Origin of the sequence: Stenotrophomonas sp. SMYL89 (assembly GCF_036319985.1) — a bacterium.
Classification (GTDB): domain Bacteria; phylum Pseudomonadota; class Gammaproteobacteria; order Xanthomonadales; family Xanthomonadaceae; genus Stenotrophomonas; species Stenotrophomonas maltophilia_Q.
In genome coordinates, this window is sequence record NZ_JAWIRW010000003.1 from 319,509 (window position 1) to 343,966 (window position 24,458).

At 67.6% G+C, this 24,458-nt stretch carries 17 protein-coding genes and 1 rRNA gene; 9 read left to right on the plus strand and 9 right to left on the minus strand.

All coding sequences use genetic code 11. From position 1 onward, the window contains the following. Window positions 1–89: 89 nt before the first annotated feature. The 3 genes from V3B41_RS05935 to V3B41_RS05945 are packed head-to-tail and all read left to right on the plus strand — an operon-like array spanning window position 90 to window position 4,494. Window positions 90–1,778, plus strand: a complete 1,689-nt coding sequence (locus tag V3B41_RS05935) for a molecular chaperone HscC (protein WP_329860423.1) — start codon at window positions 90–92, stop codon at window positions 1,776–1,778. Next, entirely contained in the window at window positions 1,775–3,250 is a 1,476-nt protein-coding gene (locus V3B41_RS05940; protein WP_329860425.1) for a heat-shock protein, read from the plus strand. The genes V3B41_RS05935 and V3B41_RS05940 overlap by 4 nt, the downstream gene beginning before the upstream one ends. After that, window positions 3,247–4,494, plus strand: coding sequence for a transmembrane chaperone heat shock protein (locus V3B41_RS05945; protein WP_049430267.1), 1,248 nt, complete (start codon window positions 3,247–3,249; stop codon window positions 4,492–4,494). Before V3B41_RS05940 ends, V3B41_RS05945 begins: the two co-directional genes overlap by 4 nt. Window positions 4,495–4,505: 11 nt before the next feature. Here V3B41_RS05945 and V3B41_RS05950 read toward each other — a convergent pair whose 3' ends face one another. The 4 genes from V3B41_RS05950 to glyQ form a co-directional block, all read right to left on the minus strand. Next, window positions 4,506–8,363 (minus strand): translocation/assembly module TamB domain-containing protein, encoded by a 3,858-nt coding sequence (locus V3B41_RS05950; protein ID WP_049430268.1) that lies wholly within the window; start codon window positions 8,361–8,363, stop codon window positions 4,506–4,508. After that, window positions 8,360–10,156: an autotransporter assembly complex family protein gene (locus tag V3B41_RS05955; protein ID WP_080355060.1), complete on the minus strand. Its 1,797-nt coding sequence runs from the start codon at window positions 10,154–10,156 to the stop codon at window positions 8,360–8,362. The genes V3B41_RS05950 and V3B41_RS05955 overlap by 4 nt, the downstream gene beginning before the upstream one ends. Window positions 10,157–10,391: 235 nt before the next feature. Further along, the gene (gene glyS, locus V3B41_RS05960) at window positions 10,392–12,467 is read right to left on the minus strand and encodes a glycine--tRNA ligase subunit beta (protein WP_049430270.1); all 2,076 of its coding nucleotides are present in this window, start codon (window positions 12,465–12,467) and stop codon (window positions 10,392–10,394) included. A gap of 77 nt (window positions 12,468–12,544) precedes the next feature. Next, window positions 12,545–13,456 (minus strand): glycine--tRNA ligase subunit alpha, encoded by a 912-nt coding sequence (glyQ, locus tag V3B41_RS05965; RefSeq protein ID WP_049430272.1) that lies wholly within the window; start codon window positions 13,454–13,456, stop codon window positions 12,545–12,547. Between the two features lie 83 nt (window positions 13,457–13,539). On the opposite strand from glyQ, the gene V3B41_RS05970 reads away from it, so the two are divergent. The 3 genes from V3B41_RS05970 to V3B41_RS05980 are packed head-to-tail and all read left to right on the plus strand — an operon-like array spanning window position 13,540 to window position 17,055. Beyond that, on the plus strand, window positions 13,540–15,375 hold the full coding sequence (locus V3B41_RS05970) for a GspE/PulE family protein (protein WP_100443728.1): 1,836 nt from the start codon (window positions 13,540–13,542) through the stop codon (window positions 15,373–15,375). Then, window positions 15,347–16,093 carry a glutamine amidotransferase gene (locus V3B41_RS05975; protein WP_049430273.1) on the plus strand — a complete coding sequence of 249 codons (747 nt, stop codon included), beginning with the start codon at window positions 15,347–15,349 and terminating at the stop codon, window positions 16,091–16,093. The genes V3B41_RS05970 and V3B41_RS05975 overlap by 29 nt, the downstream gene beginning before the upstream one ends. Before the next feature lie 50 nt (window positions 16,094–16,143). Then, window positions 16,144–17,055, plus strand: a complete 912-nt coding sequence (locus V3B41_RS05980; RefSeq protein ID WP_005411674.1) for a BPSS1780 family membrane protein — start codon at window positions 16,144–16,146, stop codon at window positions 17,053–17,055. Between the two features lie 85 nt (window positions 17,056–17,140). Here the strand turns inward: V3B41_RS05980 and tatC are convergent, their stop codons facing one another. The 4 genes from tatC to V3B41_RS06000 form a co-directional block, all read right to left on the minus strand. After that, window positions 17,141–17,890, minus strand: a complete 750-nt coding sequence (tatC, locus tag V3B41_RS05985; RefSeq protein WP_049430274.1) for a twin-arginine translocase subunit TatC — start codon at window positions 17,888–17,890, stop codon at window positions 17,141–17,143. Further along, window positions 17,887–18,348, minus strand: a complete 462-nt coding sequence (gene tatB, locus V3B41_RS05990; RefSeq protein WP_049430276.1) for a Sec-independent protein translocase protein TatB — start codon at window positions 18,346–18,348, stop codon at window positions 17,887–17,889. The genes tatC and tatB overlap by 4 nt, the downstream gene beginning before the upstream one ends. A gap of 15 nt (window positions 18,349–18,363) precedes the next feature. After that, window positions 18,364–18,591 carry a Sec-independent protein translocase subunit TatA gene (gene tatA, locus V3B41_RS05995; protein ID WP_049430278.1) on the minus strand — a complete coding sequence of 76 codons (228 nt, stop codon included), beginning with the start codon at window positions 18,589–18,591 and terminating at the stop codon, window positions 18,364–18,366. Between the two features lie 75 nt (window positions 18,592–18,666). Beyond that, a complete protein-coding gene (locus V3B41_RS06000; protein WP_049430279.1) occupies window positions 18,667–19,560 on the minus strand; it encodes a YSC84-related protein in 894 nt (297 codons plus the stop codon). Window positions 19,561–19,725: 165 nt separating this feature from the next. On the opposite strand from V3B41_RS06000, the gene hemH reads away from it, so the two are divergent. The 3 genes from hemH (at window position 19,726) to V3B41_RS06015 (ending at window position 23,935) form a co-directional block, all read left to right on the plus strand. Then, window positions 19,726–20,688 carry a ferrochelatase gene (hemH, locus tag V3B41_RS06005; RefSeq protein WP_049430280.1) on the plus strand — a complete coding sequence of 321 codons (963 nt, stop codon included), beginning with the start codon at window positions 19,726–19,728 and terminating at the stop codon, window positions 20,686–20,688. Then, complete coding sequence (locus V3B41_RS06010; RefSeq protein WP_049430281.1) at window positions 20,685–21,539, plus strand: alpha/beta hydrolase; 855 nt, start codon at window positions 20,685–20,687, stop codon at window positions 21,537–21,539. Before hemH ends, V3B41_RS06010 begins: the two co-directional genes overlap by 4 nt. 290 nt (window positions 21,540–21,829) lie before the next feature. Then, window positions 21,830–23,935: a methyl-accepting chemotaxis protein gene (locus V3B41_RS06015; protein ID WP_329860431.1), complete on the plus strand. Its 2,106-nt coding sequence runs from the start codon at window positions 21,830–21,832 to the stop codon at window positions 23,933–23,935. Between the two features lie 400 nt (window positions 23,936–24,335). Here V3B41_RS06015 and rrf read toward each other — a convergent pair. Beyond that, window positions 24,336–24,450 (minus strand): 5S ribosomal RNA (gene rrf / locus V3B41_RS06020). Between the last annotated feature and the right edge of the window lie 8 nt (window positions 24,451–24,458).

The window sequence follows — 24,458 nt, forward strand, 5'->3', positions numbered from 1 at the left end:
GCCGCTGGGGCGCTGTCGGGCAACGCCCGATAGTCAGGCCTGCGCCGCACTCCTAGAATTGCCGTTTTCTGCACATCGGACGTCAGCAGATGATCGTCGGTATCGATCTTGGCACCACCCATTCCCTCGTCGGCATGCACACGGCAGCCGGGCCGCAGCTGTTCCCCAATGCCCATGGCGAGCTGTTGACGCCGTCGGTGGTGAGCCTGGTGGATGGCGCCGTGCTGGTTGGCCAGCCGGCCCGCGACCGCCTGGTCAGCCATCCACAGCAGACCGTGGCCCACTTCAAGCGCTGGATGGGCAGCGATCGCGAGACCCGGCTGGGTGAGCGCAGTTTCCGCCCCGAGGAGCTCTCGGCCATGGTGCTGCGCTCGCTGCTGGCTGACGCTGAAGCCGCCCTGGGCCACAAGGTGGAGGAGGCGGTGATCAGCGTACCGGCGTATTTCTCCGACGCCCAGCGCAAGGCCACCCGGGCGGCCGGCGAGCTGGCCGGCATCCGCGTCGAGCGCCTGATCAATGAACCCACGGCCGCCGCGCTGGCCTATGGCCTGCAGGAGCGTGATGGCGAAGGCCGCGTGCTGGTGCTGGACCTGGGGGGTGGCACCTTCGATGTCTCCATCCTGGAACTGTTCGACGGCGTGGTCGAAGTACATGCCAGCGCCGGCGACAACTTCCTGGGCGGCGAGGATTTCCTGCAGGTACTCGTGCAGGCCTTCCATGCCGACCAGGGCACGTCCGCCGGCGACCTGTCCGCTGCCGAACAGGCGCAGCTGCTGCGTCGGCTGGAACTGTTCAAGCGCGAACTCAGCCTGAGCGGCGCCACCAGCCTGCAGTTGCCCCTGGCCGGCAGCGAACGCCAGTGGCAGATGGACGAGGCACGCTACACGCAGCTCTGCGAGCCACTGCTGCTGCGCATGCGTGCGCCCATCGAACGCGCGATCCGCGACGCCCGGCTCAAGCCCGAGGCGCTGGACGACATCATCCTGGTCGGCGGTGCGGTACGCATGCCGATGGTCAGCAAGCTGGCGACCCGCATGTTCGGCCGGCTGCCGCTGCGCCACGTCCATCCGGACCAGGCAATTGCATTGGGTGCCGCCGTTGCCGCCGGGCTGAAGGCACGCGACGAATCGCTGCGCGAGGTCGTGCTGACCGATGTCTGCCCCTACACGCTGGGCACGCAGGTGTCCCGCCAGGATGCTTCCGGTGGCGAGCGCAGCGGCTATTTCCACCCGATCATCCAGCGCAACAGCGTGGTGCCGGTCAGCCGCGAGGATCGCTTCTACCCGGTGCACGAGCGGCAAAGCGCCATTCGCATCGACGTGTTCCAGGGCGAGAGCCCGACGGTGGATCGCAACATCAAGCTCGGTGAGCTGACCGTGCCGCTGACCCATTCTGTCTCGATGCAAGAACGCAGCGTCACCGCCCGCTTTACCTACGACGTGAATGGGCTGCTGCAGGTCGAAGTCACCGAGGACGCCACCGGCAAGCGCCACGAGCTCATCCTGGAGCAGAATCCCGGACTGCTGTCACCCGAAGAGATCCAGCAGCGCCTGCGCGCACTGGAAGCGCTGAAGATCCACCCGCGTGACGCCCAGCCCAACCTCGCGGTGATCGCCCGCACCGAGCGCCTTTACGAGGAACGCATCCATCACCGCGAACAGTTGCAGTCGTGGCTGAGCAGCTTCCGCCATGTGCTGGAGAGCCAGGATGCCGTTGCCGTCGAGCGTCATCGCCATCAGCTGGACGACGCACTCGACACCCTCGAGCGCGATGCATGAGCTGGGCACTTCACGTCCTGGAGCTGGACGAATCCGCTGACGAGCGCGCGATCAAGCGCGCCTACGCAAAGCGCCTGCGGGTGACTCGCCCCGACCAGGATCCCGTCGCCTTCCAGCACCTGCATGAGGCCTATCAGGCAGCATTGGACTGGGTCCGCCAGGAAGCGCTGGCCGGTACCGATGCTGCGGACGAGGACGAGGACGAGGACGAACCGGCGGAGCATGCAGCCGATATCGGCCCCTGGCCGCACGACGCCGACGTGGCATGGGCGCCACCCGAAACGCGTTCGTACTCGCCTCCGTTGCCACCCCGCGGCACGCCTGTGCTGCTGCGCACGGCACCGGTGGTGGAGCTGGACGGGGTGGTCGATGTAGCAAGCCACGCCCAGTTGATCCTGCGCCAGGCATACCTGTTGCCGGTCGACGACTTCGGCCCCTGGCTGGAAGCCACGCCGGTGCTGTGGTCGCTGCGCTACAAGCCATTGGTGGGCGACGCGCTGCTGGATGAACTGGCACGCAGTCACAACGGCATCAGCGCAGCCAACATGGGTCTGCTGGCACGCTGCTTTGGCTGGGATGATGTACACGATGGCGTGGATCCGGACAGGCTGGCATCGATCCAGTCGCGCGGTCATCGACGCTGGGCCGCCGAGACCGGGAATGCGGCGGAGCTGTCGGCACTGCTTGAACAAGAGGGCAGCCTGCGGCTGGGGAAGATCACGGTCAGCCGTTGCCTGCGTTACCTGTCGCAGCCATGGCACCCGCGACGATCCCTCTGGCAGGCGCAGCTGCCCGAGCACATCAATGAAGTCAACGCACTGCTGGATGCCATCGAGGCGGGCGGAAGGGAACAGGTGCCCGAGGCATGGGATCCGCAGCAGATCCTGTTCTGGCGAAGTCTTGCAGACATCTCCCGGCCCAACCGGTGGCGCTGGCAGCTGAACGCACTGCGTGGCGTACTGCTGGGCGTTTGCAGCCTGTTGTTCTTTGCTGGAATCGCAGGCGTCTCGCTGGTCCAGGGAAAGACGGGCGAAGCCGCGATTTTCGCCCAGCTGGGGGTGCCTTTTGGCCTGCTGCTGGCTGCGATCGGCGCACTGTGGGTGCCTGTGCGCTGGGCGCTGCGCCAGCTGACGCTGGATCTGCCCCCTTCACGCTGGGGATGGCTGCTGGCGCTGCCAGCGCCCTTGATGGCGATCGGCAGCCTGGTTCTTGTCCATGGCCTTGGCCACCGCATCGAAGGTACCCTGTTGATCTTCATGGCACTGCCCTTGGCGACTGCGCGCCTGTGGCGACGCGTCGGTTCGCGGATACGGTTCGGAATCCGACATGCCGTGTTCATGGTGCTTGCCATGCTGATCGCCGAAGCAGGCATCGTTCTGATCCTGCTGCAGTGGGGAGCCGAGTTCATACATCGCACGCGCCGTCACGCGTCGATTGACGGGCTCCCGCCGGCCTCTGGAAACACCGTGTGAACCGGGCACTGGACGCGCTCGGGCTCGACACCGACGCCGACGAACGGGCGATCAAGCGCGCCTACGCGCAGAAACTGCGCACGGCGCGCCCTGACGAAGACCCCGTGGCATTCCAGGCGCTGCACGAGGCTTACCAGGAGGCCCTGCTGTGGGTGCGCAACCGCACGCAATGGCAGGAGGAAGACGGTGCAGAAGCGCTGTCGGCCCCACCTGCAGACAACAGCCCACCCGGCCCACCGGCGCTGTACGACAGCCATTCGTCGATGGACCACATGCCGGTGCTGCATCGTCCATGCACGTTCGACACCGACCTGCCGGACGATGTGGTGGAGCCGTCATTGAACCTGCCCCGGTTTGCGCGTCTGCTGATCAACACCGCGACCGATGCCGACCCGGCCAGCTTCGAGCACTGGCTGGCCCATCGTCCGGAGCTGTGGTCATTGGCCGACAGGCCGCGTATCGGTGACGTGGTATTGCAGCAGCTGCTGCACGAGGGCCGGCCGCTGTGCGAGTCCAACTTCGATCTGCTCGGTCGATACTTCTGCTGGGATGAGATCCGGGCTGATATCGATCCCTACCGCGTCCGCGCACGGCGCAACCTGCTGCATCGCCACTGGCAGCTGCAGCCGCGCAACCACGCGGCCCTCACCGCAGCCCTGGACCGACCGCACGACCGGGTGTCCGCTATCGAGGCGCATGCCCGCGTGGAACGCTTGACCCGACCATGGCACTGGCTGCAATCGCTGCTGTCGGCCAGCGTGCCCGGGCGTGCTGCCACCATGCGGCACACGATGCAGCGTCTGGGGGTGCATGGCGTCCGTGACACGCTGGCGCCATTGGACGGGGATCAGGTCGCCTTCTGGATGGCGATATCCGAACCCAGGCGCTTCAATCTCATGAAGATGCAGGTGGCAATTGTCCGCTGCCTGCTGGGCGCTCTCGTCGTGCTGGCCGTCCTGGCGGCGCTGGCCTTGCTGGGTGATGCCGCTCGACCCATCGCGATCAGCACGTCCAGCATGAAACACGTGGCAATCCATGCCTCGGTGGTCATCGTGTCTGGCGTCCTCATGCTGACACCCTTCGTTGGAGGGACTCCATCGCGGACGGCGTCCGCGCCAGCGCCCGTCGAGCGACCGTCGCCGCTTGATGGACTCGGCATGCTCACGCACGGGCCTCGTCCGCGCAGGCCAGCCCGTTCCTTCGCCGTTGTCCGCCAGATGGACCCCGGCACAGAGGGGGGTTGAGTGGCGACGGGTTATTTCTCCCGCCGCCAGTTGATCGAACCACGGTTTTCCACCGTGCTCGATTCCACTTCCACGTCGAAGCCGCGGCGCAGCAGGTACTTCAGCGTGATCACCGAACCGGCACCGACCAGCGATACTCCGTAGCCGACGTACAGCTTGGGCGAGATGTACTTGCCGACACCGATCACCGAGCCGCCCAGCGCGCGCGACTGGCTCACACCGGCGTCGTCCAGGCCCAGCTTGGCACCCAGCTGCGACGCCAGCAGGCCGCTGCCGGCCGAGAGTGCCGCCGAGGCCGCGTTGACCTGCTGGGCCTGGTCGCTGCTGGCACCGGTCAGGCTGCGACCCAGCACCAGATAGGCCAGTGCTTCGGACTGCGACATCGCCGGCTCGGACCACACGTCCGCACGCGGCTGCTGCGCACGCCCGGTCACGTCGATGCCGGCAGTGACATCACCGATCCGGCGCTCGGCACGGATGTTGATGCGCGGGTCGGACACCGCGTTGTAGTTCCAGGTGAGGTTGCCACGGGTGATGGTCAGGTCCTGCCCGTACGCCTTGTAGCGGCCACTGACTTCCAGCCCGCCGTTGGCGGTCATTTCGCGGCCAGGCTTGGCCCAGACCTGCATCTTGCCGGTCAGCGCGCCCTTCAGGCCGAAGCCGGTCATCTTCACCTTGTCGCCGAGGCTGACCGTCAGGTCCATGTCCAGCGGCGAGGTGCGCGACTCTTCCGGATCGGCCGGGTCGAGCACCACCACGTCTTCGGACACCGAGGTGCCACGGTCCAGGCGCTCAAGGTCGATGTCGGCCTCGGGCACGTGCACGGTGCCACGCAGCTCCATCGCCGCCTTGGCCAGGGTGAAGTCGAGGTTGGGATTGGCGACGATGCGCAGTTCGCTGGTGTTGGACAGCAGCACGTTCTCGCCGTGGATCTTCAGCTGCAGCGGCTGCGCATCGCCGAACCAGGACAGGCCACCATCCACGTACAGCGTGCCCTGGCCGGAGTTGGCCTGCGCAGTGATCTTCGCCGAGCCATCGGGCTGCGCCACGAAGCTGCCCTTGCCCTGGTCGAAGGTCAGGCCCAGTGCCGGGAATTCACCCTTGAAGTTGCTCAGCTGCGCGTCGCCACCCAGCGACGGCTGGCCACGCGTACCGCGCAGGCTGACGTGGCCTTCGATCAGGCCGGTCGGGCGCACGATGTCCGGCGAGAACAGCTCCAGCCAGTACAGCCGCGACATGTTGAGGTAGAGCTCGCCGTTCAACGGCGCGCTGGCTTCCCAGCCGGTCTGCATCTTCGCGTCGACGAAGCCGTTGCCCTGGAAGCCCATGCCCAGGTAGCCCTTGATGCTGGCTGGGGTCATGTCGAGTTTCAGCGAGAACTGGTCATATCGCACCAGCTCGCCACGGGTGGTATCGCCCACGGTGTTGCGGTTCTCGCCCAGGCGCACGCCGCCTTCCTTCGAGCGCACTTCCACGTGGCCTTCCCAGGCATTGCCGCGCGGGCGGATCTGCGCGTCCAGGCTGACATCGCCGCGCAGGTAGATGCGGCGGCCGGACTGCGGCGGCAACCACGGCTGCACCAGTGCCAACGGCAACGCATCACTGCGCACCACCAGGCCCTCGCGCGGCCAGTTGGCCTGTGCGCACAGTGCGCCGCTGCTGGCGGCGGCCAGGCAGGCCTCGGACAGCGTGTAGGTTCCGCCGTTGATCGCGAACGCCGCCGGTGCACGAAGCGACCAGGCATCGCCCTTCACCGGCGCGATGCGCAGCGAAGCCAGTTCGCCGCGCCACTGCGTGCCCTGCTGGCGCACGCTGCCCTGCAGCTCGACCGCGCCCATCTCGTTGCGGGTCTGCGCCGCCAGGCGCAGGTTGGAGACACTGCCCTGCGCGTCCACATTCAAGCGTTCCAGCAGCATGCCGGCGTTGACCTGCTGGCCCTGCACCGCCAGCGTGCCGCTGTCGCCGCGCCACGGCAGGTGGCCCTTGATGCTCACGCTTTCGGCGCCGTAGCCATCCCAGTTGAGGTTGTTGCCGACCAGGTCGGCGGTGATGTCCGGTGCATCGCGCGGGCCCTTCACCTGCACCTGGCCGCGCAGGCCACCATCGGCGCCCGGCAGCAGATCGCTCAGCTGCAGCGGTTCGAAACGCGCATCGATGTCGAGGCGGTCACCGACCTTGCCCGACGCGGTCACCCGGCTGCTGCCCAGCGACAGCTTCAGGTCACCCTGGCCCTGCGCGCCCTGCAACGCGAACTTGCCCTGCGCGTCGAGGTTGCGCTGGCGCAGCATGCCCTTCAGCGACGGCAGATCGACCGTGGCTTCGAGCGTGCCGGCGGTACCCGGCGGCGCATTGGCCGGCGGCGGCAGCTGGCGGCCCTTCGAGGCCAGGTTGCCGGACAGGCGGCCATTCCAGCCCGGCACGAAATAGCCGGGGTCGAAGTCCTTCAGCGTGGCCTTGGCATCCCAGTCCAGCTGCGGTGCCCACGCCACCTGGCCTTCCACCTGCAGCTGGCCACCCGGGGTCTGTGCCTGCAGCTGGTGGATCGACGCGGCCTGGTCGTTGCCGCGCACATCGAAGCGCAGCTGTGCCTTCTGCGCATCACGCTCGACCTCGGCACGGCCGATCGCCGCCCAGGCCTTGAGGGTACCGGCCAGTCCGAAGCGCGCTTCCTTCAGGGTGACCGGCACCGGTGCGCTGCCGGCCGTGTTCGGATCGGGCGCCGGCACGTAGGTCAGATCGCGTGCGACCACCGAGAAGTTGAGCTTCTGCTGGTCTTCCTGGCTGAAATCGGCCGTGCCTTCCAGCCGCGCTTCGCCGCCAAGCCCCTTCACCAGCAGTGGTGAAACCTTCAGCACCTGGTCCTGCAGCGACACCACCGACGGTGCCAGCTCCAGTTCCTGATCGCCCTGCTTGATCCTGCCGTGCAGGTTGGCGTTGCCGCCCTTGCCGGCCGCGGTGAAATCCAGTGCCAGCGGTGCGATCGCCGTGCTCGCCAGTGCCGGCGACAGCAGCGCCAGGTCCAGTTCGTCGCTGCGCACCGTGGCGTTCCAGGTCGGGTCGGTACGGCCATCGAACACCAGCATCGCGTGCAGCGGCTTCGGCGCGCGCCCGGCTACGGCCACCTCCATGTGCGCCAGGTCGCCACGAGCGACCAGGCCGACGGTGGCGGCGGTACGTCCACGCGGCGCCGGCAGCACGGCAGTGACGGTCACGTCGGTGTCGTAGTCCTTGGCCGGGATATAGCGGCCCTGGGCGGTGAAATTGCCCATGTCGCTGTCCACCACCAGTTTGTGCGCCTGGAACTCGCCGTTGGCGATCTCGATGCCGCCACGCACGCGGCTGATGTCGATCACCGGCTCGTTGGCCTGGCTGATGCGGAAGCCATCGATGGCGATGGCGTCGGCCTGGATCGCCAGCGGCATCTCGATCTGCGGCAGCGAATCCGGCCACGACGGCAGCTTGAACGGCTCCTCACTCTTGGCCAGGTTCAGCGTCGCGTTGGTCAGCTCCAGCTTGTCCAGCAGCAGCTTGCGACCCAGCAGCGGGCGCAGGTCCGGCTCCAGGTGCGCGCGTTCTGCATGGAAATGGATGTCGTCGTAGCGGAAGTCGACGTTGTACAGGGTCAGCGGGCCGGCCACCGGGCCGTCCACCTTGTCCCAGGTGAAGCTGGCGCCCACCGGCAGCCGCGCCACCACCTGCGCCAGCAGCACGTCACGGCCGGCCACGGTCTGCAGCAACCAGTAAACCGCCAGCAGGGCCAGCAGCACCAGGCCTAATACGCCAACGCCCGACCAGGCCCAGAAGCGGCGGCGGCGATAGAAGCGCACGCGCGGCGGCGGCGTGTTCGGGCTCGGTGCGGGCGTGCTCACAGGTCCGCTCCGATGTTCAGGTACAGCTGGAACTGCGAATCCGGGTTGTTCAGGCCATGCGCGATATCCACGCGCACCGGTCCCACCGGCGATTTCCAGCGCACGCCGAAGCCGACGCCGGTATGCAGGTCGATGGTGTTGTCGAAGGCGCTGCCGGTATCGACGAACACCGCCGCACCCCACGGGCCACCGTTGAAGTAGTGCTCGTACTCGGCCGAGCCGATCACCAGGTTCTTGGCGCCCAGCGCGTATTTGTCCGGTGCCGGCGTGCGCGGCCCCACTTCGCGGTAGGCATAGCCACGGATGCTGCGGTCACCGCCGGCGAAGTAGCGCAGGCTCGGCGGCATCGCCACCAGGTCGCTGGTCCAGGTGGTGCCGCCTTCGCCGCGCAGGATCAGGCGATTGCTTTCACCCACCGGGATGTACCAGCGCAGCACGGCGTTGGCCTGTACGAAGCTGGTGTCCGAACCGGCGCCCTCGATGCCGGCACGCATGGTCGCGGTACCGCTGATGCCCTTGCGCGGGAACATCTCGTCGTCGACGTTGACGTAGTCGGCGACCATCTGCGGATACACCAGGGTCGAGGTGTTGTAGACCGCATCGGTGAATTCAGTGCCGGAGGCATAGCGCCAACGCTCGCGCAGTGCGTTGATCGAGGCGATCGCGGTCCAGTGCTCGTTGATCTCGCCGCTGCGGCTGGCGATCAGCTTGAAGTTGCGCAGGTCGATGTAGTCGGTCTGCTCGTCGTAGGCGCTGGCAGCGAAGGTGTACCAGCCATCGAGCCAGTTGAAAGCCGGAATGCGGTAGCTGGTCACCAGGCTCTTGCGCTTCTGCGCATAGTCCAGCTGCGTGTTCATCTTGTGGCCGCGGTTGTTCAGGAACCGCCGCTCGATGCCACCGCGCACACCCGGGCCGCTCTCGCTGCCGTAGCTCAGGCCGGCGGTGTAGATGGTGCGCTTGGCGCGGGTCAGCTTCACATCCACCGGCACCTCGCCGTTGGCATCAGCCTCGTCCGGCCGCGGCTGGATGTCGATCACGCTGAAGTAGTCCAGCTTGGTCAGCGACTCGCGCAGCCGGTCCAGCTTGCCCTCGTGGAAATAGCTGCCCTGTTCCCAGTACACCAGCGGGTCGAACAGCTTGTCGACGAAGTAGTCCTGCTCGAAACGCACCGGGCCCATGTTGTAGCGCCGGCCGCTGTCCCAGGTCAGATCGATGTCGGCGGCATTGTCGGCACGGGTGATCTGCACCTGCCGCTGGGTGTAGTCGGCGTCGAAATAGCCACGTTCGGCCAGGCGGCGGGTGACGGTGATCTTGCTGGCTTCGTACTGCGTATGCTCGAACCGCTGGCCCTTGCGCGGCTTGAACGCGGCCAGGTCGTCCTGCAGGTACTGGTCGTACATCGCTGGGCCGGTGATGTCGATGTGCTCGCGGCGCACGGTCACCGGGGTGCCCTTGTCGACATGGATCAGCACACGCACGTGCTCATCCACGCGCGGCGCTTCGACCTTGATGACCGGGTTGTAGTACCCGAACGGTTCCAGCGCCTGGCGGGTCTGCCGCTCGGCCTGTGACAGCAGGTATTCCAGGCGCGACTCGCCCTGCTCCTTGCCGATCGTGTCGTACAGCGACAGCGATTCCTGGATGTTCTCGATGATCGCGGCGTCGTCGCCCTTGTCCAATCCCTTGATGTCCACCTTGTCGATGGTGCCGCGCGCGTGGGCCACGGAGGTGGCGGCCAGCGACAGGACCATCAGCGGCAGGGCGTATTTCTTTGGCTGCATGCGGCACAGCATACCGACCGGAGGTGACGATGCGAAATGCATCACGTCATTGGGGATCGGTTGTTAAGTGGCGGTCAAAATACGCGCCTTTGTGGCGATCGTCGTGATCGCAGGCGAGGAAGACGGCATCGTGCGCGATGCCGGAAATGACCCCGATGGACATTGTTCGGTGACGCCGGGCGTGGCCCGGCGCTACCGATGTGTCAATGCCAGTAGATCCACGCCATGCGTGGATGGCAGCTGCCCGTCAGCTCGACAGGTGCTCGATCGCTGCCACCTTGCCCAGGCGTTCGCCCAGCATCATCAGCAACGCCAGGCGGTTGCCACGCAGCGCCGGATCTTCCGCGTTGACCATCACGCCATCGAAGAACGCGTCGACCTGCGGTCGCAGGCGCGCCAGGCGCGCCAGCACGGCCACGTAGTCCTTGTGCTGCAGGCTGGCGCCGGTGTCGTCGATGGCTGCGGTGACCGCTTCGGCCAGCGCGCGCTCGGCGTCTTCCTGCAGCAGCGCGGAGTCGATCTGGGCCGGGATGTCGCCCTCGACCTTGCGCAGGATGTTGCGGATGCGCTTGTTGGCCGCAGCCAGCGCTTCGGCTTCCGGCAGCGCGGCGAAGGTGGCGATGGCATCCAGGCGGCGGTCGAAGTCGTACAGCGAGACCGGCTTCAGCTCGGCCACCGCGTTGAAGTGCGTGGCCGGCACGCCCTTGTCGCCGTAGTAGCCCTTCAGGCGGTCGAGGATGAAGTCGTACAGCTCGCCGACATCGGCCTGCACGTTGCGCGCCGCCAGGCCGGCATTGGCGCTGGCCAGCAGCGCGCGCAGGTCCAGCTCGAAGCCGCTTTCGATGATCGAGCGGGCCAGGCCCAGCGCGTTGCGGCGCAGGGCGAACGGATCCTTGTTGCCGGTCGGCTTCAGGCCTGCGGCGAAGCCGCCGGCCAGGGTGTCCACGCGTTCAGCAATCGCCAGCACCTTGCCCAGCGGCGACAGTGCGATGTCGTCGCCGCCGAAGCGCGGCTGGTAGGCCTCGTCGATGGCCAGTGCCACCTCGGCCGATTCACCACCGGCCGCGGCGTAATGGCGGCCGGCGATACCCTGCAGTTCCGGGAATTCATTGACCATGCGCGACTGCAGGTCGTTCTTGGCCAGCTCGGCAGCCCGCCTGGCCTGCGCCGGATCGGCGCCGACCTGCGGCGCGATCACTTCGGCCAGTGCAGCCACGCGCGCCACCTTGTCGGCCACGCTGCCCAGCTTGGCCTGGTAGGTCACCGTCTTCAGGCCGTCGCCCATCGACGCCAGGCCCTGCTTCAGGTCCTCGTCGAAGAAGAACTTGGCATCAGCGAAGCGCGGGCGGATCACGCGCTCGTAGCCCTTGGCCACTTCTGCCACGTCCTTCGATTCGATGTTGGCGATGCCGATGAACTTCTCGGTCAGCGTGCCTGCGGCATCCAGCACCGGGAAGAACTTCTGGTTGATCTCCATCGTCTCGATCAGCGCCTCCTGCGGCACCGCCAGGAACGCGCGCTCGAAGCTGCACAGCACCGCCGACGGCCACTCGACCAGGTTCACCACCTGCTCCAGGTTGTCGTCGGTGATGCGGGCGCTGCCACCGGCCTTGGCCGCGGCAGCCTCGACCTCGGCGACGATGCGCGCGCGGCGCTCGCTCGGGTCGACCAGCACGAACGCAGCGCGCAGCGCTTCAACGTAGTCCTGCGGCTGCGCCAGCGACACGGTCTGGTCGTGGTGGAAGCGATGGCCACGGCTTGCACGGCCAGCCTGCAGGCCGAACAGTTCGGCTTCGACCACGTTGGCGCCGTGCAGCAGCACCAGCCAGTGCGCCGGGCGGGCGAAGCCCCAGGCGTGGTCGCCCCAGCGCATCGGCTTGGGAATCGGCATCGCCGCGATCGCCTCGCGCAGGATCTCCGGCAGCAGGCTGGCGGTGCTCGCGCCCGGGGTCACCGCGCGGTGCACGAAGCGCTCACCCTTGTTGTCGGTGGTCTTCTCCAGCGCGGTCCAGTCGATCCCGGCCTTGGCGGCGAAGCCCTGCAGGGCCTTGGTCGGCTGGCCTTCGGCGTCCAGCGCGATGTTCAGGTATGGGCCCAGCACTTCGCTGTGCTGTTCCGGCTGTTCCAGGCCGACGCCCGGCAGCAGCACGGCCAGTCGGCGCGGGGTCGACAGCGGGCGTGCATCGCCCAGTTCCAGCGCGACGCCGCGCTTGCGCAGGCCTTCGACGACACCGTCGAAGAACGCCTGGGCCAGGCCCGGCAGCGCCTTGACCGGCAGCTCCTCGGTGCCCAGTTCAATCAGCAGGGGGGACAGTTGGCTCATCGGTTCGATCCTGTTGTGGGGGCGCAGCGCGCAACGCGTCCGGCGCCCCGGAAGTTGAGAGAGGGAGGGAGCGGCCGTCAGGCCTTCTTCGCGCCCGGGAAGCCCAGCTTCTCGCGCTGCTCGTAGTAGGCCTTGGCCACCGCCTGGGCCAGCGCGCGCACGCGCAGGATGTAGCGCTGGCGCTCGGTCACGCTGATCGCACGGCGTGCATCGAGCAGGTTGAAGGTATGGCTGGCCTTCATCACCTGCTCATAGGCCGGCAGCGGCAGGTTCACTTCCACCAGCTTCTGCGCTTCGCGCTCGCAGGCGTCGAAGCGGTGGAACAGTTCTTCCACGTCGGCGTATTCGAAGTTGTAGGTGCTCTGCTCCACCTCGTTCTGGTGGTAGACGTCGCCGTAGGTCACCGGCTGGCCGTCCGGGCCGTAGGTCCAGACCAGGTCGTAGACGTTGTCGCAGTTCTGCAGGTACATGCACAGGCGCTCGAGACCGTAGGTGATCTCGCCCAGCACCGGGCGGCACTCCAGGCCACCGGCCTGCTGGAAGTAGGTGAACTGGGTCACCTCCATGCCGTTGAGCCAGACTTCCCAGCCCAGGCCCCAGGCACCCAGCGTCGGCGATTCCCAGTTGTCCTCGACGAAGCGCAGGTCGTGCACCAGCGGGTCGATGCCCAGCGCCTTCAGCGAATCCAGGTACAGCTGCTGGATGTTGTCCGGCGCCGGCTTCATCGCCACCTGGTACTGGTAGTAGCGCTGCAGGCGGTTCGGATTCTCGCCGTAGCGGCCGTCGGTCGGGCGGCGCGAGGGCTGCACGTAGGCCGCGTTCCAGCCTTCCGGACCGATCGCACGCAGGAAGGTGGCCGGGTGGAAGGTACCGGCGCCCACCTCCAGGTCGAGCGGCTGGATGAGCACGCAGCCCTGCTGGGCCCAGAACTGGTTCAGGGTCTGGATCAGGCCCTGGAAGGTGATCGGAACGGTCGGGGTCGCGGACATGCGTACGAGTCTTGGCCGGCAAGGGGGTGCGCTAGTATAACGGCCGACCTGCGGGGCATTCCGTACCCGGGAGGAGCAGGCAGATGGAACATCGGCTGCCGGCAGGCACGCCCGGCGAGGCGGGCGGCGTCCCGCTGCCCTGGGGACGGCTGCATTTCGAGCAGATTGCCGCGGCCCTGGCCGCCGATGGACTGGTGGCCGAGCAGGACCGCGAGCGCATGCGGTTTTCCGCACAGGGCGCGCGCAACGCCAGTGAAGTGCATCCGCTGGTACTGCTGTCCAACCTCAAGCTGGCCGCCACCGGCGGCGGCGAACTGACCCTGGAACGCCTGACCGAGTGGCTGGCGCAGCGCACCGGCAGCCGCTACCTGCGCATCGATCCGACCCGTGTGGACGTCGCCGCGGTCACCGCGCTGGTGTCGCATGCCTACGCCCGCCGCCACCGCTTCCTGCCATTGGCAGTGGACGCCGAGCGCGTGCTGGTGGCCACCAGCGAGCCGCTGGTGCAGGAATGGCGTCGTGACCTGCAGCACCTGACCCGCCGCCGCATTGAGCTGGCGGTGGTCAATCCACTGGACCTGCATCGCTACACCATGGAGTTCTACGGGGTGACGCGCTCGGTGCGCGGCGCCCGTGGCGATGTGCGCGGCGAGGCCAGCACCACCCTGCCCAGCTTCGAGCAGCTGGTCGAGCTGGGCCGCACCGGCGACGTGAATGCCGACGACCAGCACATCGTGCACATCGTCGACTGGCTGCTGCAGTACGCCTACGAACAGCGCGCCTCGGACATCCACCTGGAGCCACGCCGCGAGATGGGACGCATGCGCTTCCGCATCGACGGCGTGCTGCACAAGGTGTTCGAAGTGCCGCCGGCGGTGATGACGGCGGTGGTCAGCCGTATCAAAGTGCTGGGCCGCATGGACCTGGCCGAGCGCCGGCGTCCGCAGGATGGCCGCATCAAGACCCGCTCGCCGGGGGGCCGCGAGGTCGAAATGCGCCTGTCGACCATGCCCACCGCCTTCGGCGAGAAGTGCGTGATGCGCATCTTCGACCCGGACGCGGCCTTCAAGAGCATCGACCAGCTCGGTTTCAGCCCGCAGGAAGCCGCTGGCTGGAATGCGCTGGTCGAGCGCCCGCACGGCATCGTGCTGGTCACCGGCCCGACCGGCTCGGGCAAGACCACCACCCTGTATTCCACGCTGAAGCGGCTGGCCACCCCGGACGTGAACGTATGCACGGTGGAAGACCCGATCGAGATGATCGCGCCCGAGTTCAACCAGATGCAGGTGCAGACCAACATCGACCTGGACTTCGCCAGCGGCGTGCGCACCCTGCTGCGGCAGGACCCGGACATCATCATGATCGGTGAGATCCGCGACCTGGAAACCGCGCAGATGGCGGTGCAGGCCTCGTTGACCGGGCACCTGGTGCTGTCCACCCTGCATACCAACGACGCGCCATCGGCGGTCACCCGCCTGCTCGACCTGGGCGTGCCGCACTACCTGCTGGCCAGCACCCTCAACGGCATCCTCGCCCAGCGCCTTGTGCGTACGCTGTGCCCGCACTGCAAGCAGCCGCACAGCCTTGGCGCGGCCGATTGGGCGGTGCTGGCTGATAGCCATGCCGCATATCCAGATGCCGCCACGCCCTGTCGGCCGGTCGGTTGCCTGGAGTGCCGGCGCACCGGATTCCTCGGCCGTATCGGCCTGTATGAGTTGCTGCCATTGGGTTCGCGGCTGCGCGGGCAGATCCGCGCCGACATGGACCTGGCCGGTTTCACCCGTGCCGCGCGGACTGAAGGGCTGCGAACCCTGCGCCAGGCCGGGCTTGAAAAGGTGGCGCAGGGGCTGACTACAATCGAGGAAGTCCTGTCAGTCCTGCCGCCCCCGGATGAACCCAGCCCCGTTCCTGATCCTTGAAACCGGCCGCCCGGTGCCGTCGCTGCGCCGCTACGGGCGCTTCCCGCACTGGATCCGCGTCGCCGCCGGGCTGGAGGAACACGAGACCGTGGTGGTCGATGTCGAGCACGGTGGCGCCCTGCCCGATCCGCACGCCTTCGCCGGCGTGCTGGTGACCGGCTCGGCCGCCTTCGTCACCGACCATGCCGACTGGAGCGAGCGCAGCGCCGCGTGGCTGCGCCAGACCGCCCACGACGACCTGCCGGTGTTCGGCATCTGCTACGGCCATCAGCTGCTGGCACATGCGCTGGGTGGTGAGGTGGCCTACAACCCGGCCGGCCGCGAGTCCGGCACGATCGAGCTGGAACTGCAGCCGCAGGCCGCGCAGGACCCGCTGTTCCAAGGCCTGCCTCAGCATTTCGCCGCCCACGCCACCCATCTGCAGACCGTGCTGCGCGCGCCCGACGGGGCCGAGGTGCTGGCCCGTTCGCCGCTGGACGGCTGCCATGCCTTCCGCTGGGGGCGCCAGGCCTGGGGCGTGCAGTTCCATCCGGAGTTCGCCACCCACCATATGCGTGGCTACGTGCGTGCCCGCGCCGACTGCATCGGCCGCCATGGCGGCTGCGCCCGCAGCATCGAGCGCGCCGTCAGTGCCGCGCCGCTGGCCCGCCAGCTGTTGCGGCGCTTCGTCCGCCAGGCGCGGCTGTCTTCAGCCCAGCCGATGGCAAAACAGGGATAATCGGCGGCACGGGCAGCCGCCCGGCCCCCTCCTGTCCTTCCCGGATGTCCATGAAAGAGATTCGCAAGCTGCCGGCTTCGGCGGGCGCCCAGTGGTTGCTGGATACGTTCTCCCTGTACCGGCGTGCGCCGCTGCAGCTGGCCCGGATCGGCCTGACCTGGCTGCTGGTGAGCTGGGTGGTCACGCTGTTGTCGACGCTGATTCCCGGCGCCGCCGGCATGGCGGTGCAGCTGATGACGCTGGCCATCTCGCCGATCATGTTCGGCGGCATGCTGTATGCCGTGGGCGAGATCGACGAAGGCCGCCCGGGCCTGGCTTCGCACCTGCTGCAGCCGATCCGCGACCACCGTGTCAGTCACCTGCTGGTGCCGCTGGCCATCCAGGTGCTGGCGGTGCTGCTGCTGGGCGCGCTGCTGTTCCTGATGATCGGCCGCGAGGGCTTCACCGCCTTCAGCGAGGTCATGACCAAGATGGAAGAGATCAGCCGCAGTGGCCAGCAGATCAAGCCGGACGATGCCGCCGCGCTGGTTGCCAACCTGCCGGCCAAGCGCATCGCGCTGTGGATGCTGCTGGTGTTCCTGAGTGCGGTCGCGCTGTCGCTGGCGATGTTCACCCAGCCGGCGCTGGTGGTGTTCGACAAGCAGAGCGGCATGCACGCGCTGCGCCTGAGCCTGCAGGGCTGCATCGAGAACATCGGCGCGATGATCGTGTTCGCCGCACTCGGCCTGATCGCCGCGTTCTGCATGTACATCCTGTTCGTGATCGTGATCCAGATCGCGATGCTGATCGGTGGCCCGCTGGCCGCCGCCTTCATCGCCCAGCTGGTGCTGACCACGGTGCTGATGCCGCTGTATGTCGGCGCGGTCTATGCCGCCTGGAAGCAGATGTTCGTGCACCGCGGCAGCCGCGCAGCCCCGCCGATTCCGACCACGCCGACCTCCAGCGACGTGTTCCACGCCTGACCGGTCCCACCGGTAGCGCCGGGCCATGCCCGGCGGTGGCATCACGTCGAACCCGGCACGCCGGGCATGGCCCGCCGCTACCGCATCATGCAGCGGGCTTCTTCACTACCGACGATGGCACCAGCCAGCGTGCGGCGTGGATGCCCAGCTCGTACAGCAGGCACATCGGGATCGCCAGCATCAGCTGCGACACCACGTCCGGCGGGGTCAGCACCGCCGCCACCACGAAGATGCCGACGATCGCGTAGCCACGGCCTTCCTTGAACTGCTGCGGCGTCACCCAGCCCAGCAGCACCAGGATCACCATCGCCACCGGCAGTTCGAAACTGCCGCCGAAGGCGAAGAAGATCGCCAGCACGAAGTCCAGATAGGCGTTTGCATCCGGCGTAATGGCGATCACGTCCGGGCTGAAGGTGGTGAGGAAGTGGAACACCGCCGGCAGCACCAGGAAATAGGCGAAGGCGCAGCCGGTGTAGAACAGCAGCACCGATGACACCAGCAGCGGCACCGCCAGGCGCTTCTCGCGCGCGTAAAGGCCCGGCGCGACGAACGCCCACAGCTGGTACAGCAGCCACGGCACCGCCACGAACAACGCGACGAAGAAGGTCAGCTTCAGTGGCGCGAAGAAAGCACCGGCCGGATTGGTGGCGATCATCGTCTGCCCATTGGGCAGCTGCGAGACCAGCGGTTCGGCCAATGCGTTGTAAAGCTTCTGGGTGAACGGCAGCAGCGCCAGCAGCGCCACCCCCAGGCCCAGCAATGCGCGCACCAGGCGGCCGCGCAGTTCCACCAGGTGTTCGACCAGCGAGCTCTCGCCGAAATCCTGTCCACTCATGGCTGGCGCTCCGTGCTCTGCGCTGGCGGCGGCGTACCGGCTTCAGCGGGCGCGGCCGAAGCCGGCTCGGCGGCACCACCGTCCTGCATCGGTTCAACCGCATCGGGCGCGGCGCTCATGTGCGGCGGCAGATCCGCTGGCGCCGGTGCACGGACTTGCTGCACCAGGTCATCGCCCTGCTGCTGTGCCTGCTGGGCTTCGCGACGGATCGCTTCGCCGCTGGCGCGCAGCTGGTTCTCGGTGTCCTGCATGCCCTGGCGCACGTCCTGCATCTGCCGCTTGATGTCCTCGGCCTGCAGTTCGCGCTCCAGTTCCTGTTTCACCGAATCCCATTGATTGCGGGCACGACGCACCCACAGGCCGGCGAAGCGGGCCGCCTTGGGCAGGCGCTCGGGACCGAGCACCACCAGGGCGACCACTGCAATCACCAGCAGTTCGCTGAAGCCGATATCGAACACCGCAACCGCTCCGGATCAACGTGCGTTGCGGTCGTGCTCGTCCTGCGCGGTGCGCGGGGCGTCCTGGCTGCGCGACTCATCGCCCAGCTGCGCGTTCGGCTTGTCTTCGTCGCGCATGCCCTTCTTGAATTCCTTGACCGCCGAACCGAGGTCCTTGGCGCCGCTGGTCAGGCGCTTGGTGCCGAACACCAGCAGGACGATGGCCAGCACGACCAACCAATGCCAGATGCTGAAACTGCCCATAAAGACGCTCGTTACGTTAGTGATCAGGCTGTCGAGCATAGCGCACCGGGTGTTAGCCGGCGCGCGTGACGAAAGTCAGTTTCCGCCCAGCGTTTCCGTGCGGATTTCGCCGTCGTTGACCGGCTGGAAACCCTGCTGCTGCGGCGGCGGGTTCTGCGGCACGTTCTGCAGCGGCGCGGTGGTGGCCTCGGCTGGGGCGGCCGGCGCTGCCTGAACAGGCGCCGGGGCGACGGCCGGGGCCGCTGCCGGGCGCGGCGCGTTGCCGCCGTTGCCGCTGCGGTTGTTGCGCGCAGCGTAGGTGGCCTCTTCCAGGCGATCGCGGAAGGCGACCACGTCCATCGACGGCGAACCGGCGGCGCGGCCTTCGAAGATCATCCGCGGCGTGGTGTTGCTGCCGTAGGCGTCGAGGTTGGCGGCGTCGTCGATCTGCAGCACCGCACCATCCAGGGCGACACCGGCGAACAGGCCGCGGGCACGCGACCACGACCAGATCTCGGCCTTCAGCTGGCCGTCGGTGGCCGCGGCGGCGTTGCGGCCCACCGGACCGGCGGCGACGCCAGCGTCGGCACCCAGCGTGAACTTGCCGTTGACCAGGTTGTCCAGGCTGCGATCGTTGCGGAACACCAGCACCACGTCCGAAGACTGCACGCCGGCCTGGAAGCCGATGCTGCCCCCGGTGAGCTTCACGAACACCGGGTTGGACCAGGCGCCATTGGCCATGCGCACCGACATCAGGCCGTGGCCACGGCGACCGCCGATGACCAGACCGGCCTTGATCGTGTCGGGAATGACGATGACCGCGCGGCCTTCGTCGAGCAATTTGTCCGGAATGCCCTGTTCAGGGATTTCCTGGATTTCAGCCAGCACGCGCACGGCATTGCGGGCACGCTGGTCTTCCTGCGGTCCGGCCATGGCCTGGCTGGACAGCAGGCTGGCGGCGATCAGCAGGGCTTGGATCGGGCGACGCATGGCAGGCTCCAGAAGTCAGTCCATAGGAAGATATAGCAAGTGACTGAAATTAGTAGTGTTGTCATGAATCTCCAATGAGCGTTCCCTGCTCACATTGATGCGCGCTATGCCTGCAATCCGAACCCTGCATCCCGGCGCGGCACCGGATCGGCGACAATACCGCCCATGCTCGACGCACCCGATACCGCCGTGCTGGCGGTCAACCTAGGCACGCCCGAAACGCCGACGGCCCCCGCCGTACGCCGTTACCTGGCTGAATTCCTGTCCGACCCCCGCGTGGTCTCGATCCCGGCGCTGCTGTGGCAGCCGCTGCTGCGCGGGTTGATCCTGCCGCTGCGCAGCGGCCGTTCGGCGGCCAAGTACGCCCAGGTCTGGCTGCCCGACGGCTCACCGCTGATGGTGCATACGCGCCAGCTGGCGCAGGCCATGCAGGCCCTGCTGCCGACCCTGACTGTGCGCCACGCGATGCGTTACGGCGAACCGGCGCTGGCCAGCGAGCTGGACCGGCTGGCCGCCGACGGCGCGCGCCGCATCGTGGTACTGCCGCTGTATCCGCAGTATTCCACCACCACCACCGCCTCGGTCGAAGACCGGGTCGATGCGTGGCAGCGCCGGAACCCGGGTGTAACCGTCAGCCTGGTTCGCGATTACTCGGTCGATCCGGGCTGGGTCGAGGCCGTGGCCGGCTCGATCCGGCGTTACTGGGAACAGCACGGTCGTGGCCAGACACTGATGTTCTCCTTCCATGGCATTCCGCAGCGCCTGGCCGATGCAGGCGATCCGTATCCGCAGCGCTGCGAAGCCAGCGCACAGGCCATTGCCAACGCGCTGGGCCTGGGCAGGGACGAGTGGCAGATGGGTTACCAGTCGCGGTTTGGCCGCGAGCGCTGGCTGCAGCCCTATGCCGAACCCAGCCTGTGGGCGCTGGCCGAATCCGGCGTGAAGCAGATCGACGTGGTCTGCCCGGGCTTCGCCACCGACTGCCTGGAGACGCTGGAAGAGGTCGCGATGGGCTTCACCGAGACGCTGGCCGAGCGCGGCGCAACAATGCGCTACATCCCCTGTCTCAACGCCGAACCGGAGCACGCACGCGCCCTGGCGCGACTGGCCGTGGCCTCGCTGGCATGAGCCTGCAGCCGCTTGAGCTCGAGGTCGGTGGCGCCCGCGTCGCCGGCCTTTGCAACCACGGCGACGGCCCACGCGTGCTGGCCCTGCATGGCTGGCTCGACAACGCCGCCAGCTTCGTGCCACTGGCCCCGCACCTGTCCTCGCTGCAGCTGGTGGCCATCGACCTGCCCGGTCATGGCCACAGCGCGCATCTGCCGGCCGGTGCCAGCTACACCACGGCCGCCGCGATCTGCCACGTACTCGATGTCGCCGACGCGCTGGGCTGGGACCGTTTCAGCCTGCTCGGCCATTCGATGGGCGCCGGCATCGCCAGCCTCACCGCCTCGGTCAGTGATCGCGTGGAGCGGTTGGTGGCGATCGAAGCGCTCGGCGGCCTGCGCGGTCCGGAAGAAGACACCGCCAACCGCCTGCGCGAGCACGTGAATGCCACGCGTGGGCTGGCACGCAAGCAACTACGCGTGTTCCCCGACCTGGCCGCGCCGATCCGCGCACGGATGATGACCAACCAGCTGAGCGAGCGCTGTGCACGGCTGCTGGTCGAGCGCGGCGTGGAACCGGTCGAGGGTGGCTACCGCTGGTGCAGCGATCCGCGCCTGATGCTGCCTACAGCGATCCGTCTCAGCGAAGGCCAGATCGACAACCTGCTGCAGGCCATCGCCTGCCCGACGCAGGTGATCTATGCCACGCCGGCGCAGTCCTACTATCCCGAGCCGATGCGCAGCGATCGCCTGCAGCACCTGCGCGATGGCCGTCTGGCGGTGTTTCCCGGCAACCATCACCTGCACATGGAAGATCCGGCGCAGATCGCCGAGGTGATCCTGCGCTTCTTCAGCAACGACAACGCCGGCTGAGTCGCGGCGTCCGCGCACTTCACTCTGCGCAGTTGCGGCCGATACATCAGTTGCGGGCCGCTGCGCCTGCAGCACGCAGGTCCGGTCGGGCCTGCGGCGTGTGTCTGGTTCTGCAAGGAAGTCCGCATGCCCGCTCCATTGCACCGTTACCCACAGGATGTGGTCACGGCGCCCCGTCTGCGCGACGTTGATTGCGTCGCATTCCCCGAATTCCCGGTCCATGCCCTGGCCACGCACTCCTGCGTGCGTCGCCGCATGGCCGCTGTCGTCTGCTGATCCAGGAGTCGCCGATGTCCGCTGCATTCTCCCGTCCCCCCGATACCGCTCGCCTGCCGCACCTGCAGCAGCTCGCCCGCCGCGCTGATCGCCGCCTGCTGATCGGCAGCGCAGCACTGGGCCTGGCTGGCCTGGTGCTGGCCCTGCGTGGTCCACAGGTGCAGGCCGCCGTGCTGGCTGCCGCTGCAGTGCTGCCTGCGGCGTGGCTGGGCGGATCCCAGGCTGGCCATGGCTTCGCCCGCAATGGCCTGGCCTCGCTGTTGTCACTGCAACTGGCGCTGGTGTGCGCGATCGTCGGCCTGTCACCGGCACTGCCGGTTGCCCTGTTGCTGGGCGTGCTGCTGGGACACCGCGATCGGCTGCCGGTGTGGCTGGCCGGTGGGGTCGGCACGCTCGCACTGCTGGCCCCGTTGCTGAGCGGTGCCACAGTGTGGCCGACGCTGCTGCAGGCCGGCATGTTCGCGGGCCTGACCCTGTTCCTCGGCCAGGTCGCGCTGCGGCTTCGCCAGCAGACCGAGACACTTGGGCATGGCCCGCGTCGCCTTGCCGCGCTGGCACGCGATATCGCCACCGGCGCCGATCTTGGTGCACATGCCGACACCAGCGCCTATGCGCCGGGTTCACTGGCCCACGCCCTGGCCGACACTGCGCGCCACGTGCAGGCCCAGCGCGGACGCGAGGCGGCGGCGCATGCCGAGAACGCGCAGATCCGCCAGGCGCTGGATGCCTCACGCACCGCGATGATGATCGCTGACAACGACCACGTGATCCGCTATGTGAACCGTTCGGTGGTAGCACTGCTGCGCAACCAGCAGGCAACGTTGCGACAGGCCTTCCCCGATTTCGACGCCGAACGCCTGGTGGGCAGCAGCATCCATCGTTTCCACGCCAACCCGGACCGCATCCGCGCCATCCTCAATGGCCTGCAGGTCACGCATAACGGCAAGGTGCAGATCGGCCCGGTGCACTTCGCGCAGGTGGTCACACCGGTGTTCGACGACCAGGGCGCGCGCCTGGGCTTTGCCGTGGAGTGGCATGATCGGACCCACGAACTCACGCTGGAGAACGCCGTGGCCGGCATCGTCGCTGCCGCCGCCGCCGGTGATCTCGACCAGCGCCTGCAGGCCACCGAAGGGGCGAGCTTCCTCGATGGCCTGACCGGTGGCATCAACCAGTTGCTGGATACGCTGGGCCGCACCATCGACGAAGTGCGGCAGATGCTCTCGGCACTGGCCAACGGCGACCTGGATCGGCGCATGCACGGCGAGTATCACGGCGCCTTCGCTGCCATCCAGCGCGACGCCAATGCCACGGCGGAACAGCTGGCACGCATGGTCGGCCGCATCCAGGACTGCGCATCGTCGATCAGTACCGCGGCCGGTGAGATCGCTGCCGGCAACGGCGCGTTGTCCGAGCGCAGCGAGCGGCAGGCGGCGCATCTGCAGGAAACCGCGGCCTCCATGGAGGAACTGACGGCCACCGTGCGCCAGAACGCCGCCCATGCGCGGGAGGCCAGCGCGCTGGCGTCCTCCACGCAGGACGCGGCCAGCGACGGCAACCTGGCCATGCGGCGGGTGGTCGACACCATGCAGGCCATCGAGGGCGCGTCGAAGCGGATCGGCGACATCACCGGCGTCATCGACGGCATCGCGTTCCAGACCAACATCCTGGCGCTGAATGCCGCCGTGGAGGCGGCGCGCGCCGGCGAGCAGGGCCGAGGCTTCGCCGTGGTGGCCAGTGAAGTGCGGGTTCTGGCGCAGCGTTCGGCGGCGGCGGCCCAGGAGATCAAGAAGCTGATCGACGAAGCCGGCCGCCAGGTGGGCGAAGGTGCCCAGCTGGTGGCGGATGCCGGCCAACGCATGCAGGGGATCGTGGGGGGTGTCGAGAATGTCAGCCACCTGATGCGCGAGATATCCGCGGCGTCGCAGGAGCAGTCAATCGGTATCGAGCAGATCAACCAGACCGTGGTGCAGATGGACCAGGCCACGCAGCAGAATGCTGCGCTGGTGGAGGAAGCAACTGCCGCAGCACGCGAGCTGCAGTCGCAGGCGGGAACGCTGGATGATGCGGTGTCGGTGTTCCGTCGGCAGGAGTCACAGGGCGGGGCGCTGGTCGCCTGATCCCGGCCTTCAACACGAGCCATGTGAAGACGGCGCCCGCAGGGCGCCGTCTTTTTTATGTGTCCTGCGTGACGGATCACGGGAGGCACAGGACCCGGTGGTATCGATCCTTTGGTAGTGCCGGCCGCTGGCCGGCAACCACGCCGCGCGCAGTGCGCATGCCCACACCACGCATCACGCATCACGCATGGCGTGGACCTACCGATACCACCACCGGATGCATTGCATGGCCCCATCACCGGTAGTGCCGGGTGCTGGCCGGCAACCTCGACACGTCCATTGCGCAGGCCCATGCACGTATCCACGCATGGCGTGGATCTACCGGTGCATTCCGGCAGCTGCATTTTCCTGCGCACAAAGAAAAACCCCGCTGCGTGAGCAGCGGGGTTTTGGGTATAAACCCTGGCGATGACCTACTCTCGCATGGCTTGAGCCACACTACCATCGGCGCAGCTGCGTTTCACTTCCGAGTTCGGGATGGGATCGGGTGGTTCCACAGCGCTAATTTCACCAGGGAGGCTTT